Annotated in this window: 1 pseudogene; it reads left to right on the forward strand. The window is 61.1% G+C overall.

Annotated elements, in window-relative coordinates:
• Positions 1 to 758 (forward strand): annotated as a pseudogene (locus DVK06_RS16790) (helicase); the annotation flags it as partial.

A 758-nucleotide genomic window follows, 5' to 3' on the forward strand; every position in this document is an offset into this window, starting at 1 on the left:
GTACCGACAGCATCAGGCGGTAAACAACATTATCACGCAGTCTCTGATCAACCGATTGACCGGCAGCGGTTCGGCGGAGAAGCAGCACTTTGGATCCAAGCCATCACGGCAGTATTTTGCGGGGGTTCTCGCTTCGCAGTACGAGTATCTTGAAGCGATGTCCAATGGCGATTCCTTCGAGAACATTGCCGAGGACGTGGCCCCGTTCACGATCGGTCTCCAGTTCCGGGTTCCTGCTGAGATAGCAGATGACGCCGCTGTCAGGCTGACCCCGAGCGCGAGCGTCTACTACCGCCGGTTTCCGACGGCCGAGGAGCAACGGGAGCGGGGCGAGCAGGCGGCCACTTCCACAGACGCCGACCAGCTCCGAAGCGGCATCGGTGAGGAGTCGGAGGTGGAGACCGACGGAGGAATCACTAAGGCGAGCGAGGGCGCCCAGGAGACGCAAAGCTTCCTGCCGGCCTACGAGCGCCTCCCTGTGGAGTTTGACGATCTCGTACTGACGGGTGAGCGACTCCGAGAGCTGGCCGAACAGTCCGACGAGGAGAAGATCGACCTCAACGATACGCTCGATGATGTCGCGGCGACCGCTCTCGATGACGACCGATACTTCTGCGACGTGGCCGACGGGGTCAAAGAGTACGATGCCCGCGAGGTGCCGGTAGACGTGCTGGAAAACGGATTGTTCGACGACTGGGTCGACCACCATTATCGAGACACCCCGGTGGAGCCGCTCTGGAAGGCCGACATTCGCATTC

Source organism: Halorubrum sp. Atlit-28R, from assembly GCF_003665955.1.
Classification (GTDB): Archaea; Halobacteriota; Halobacteria; order Halobacteriales; family Haloferacaceae; genus Halorubrum; species Halorubrum tropicale.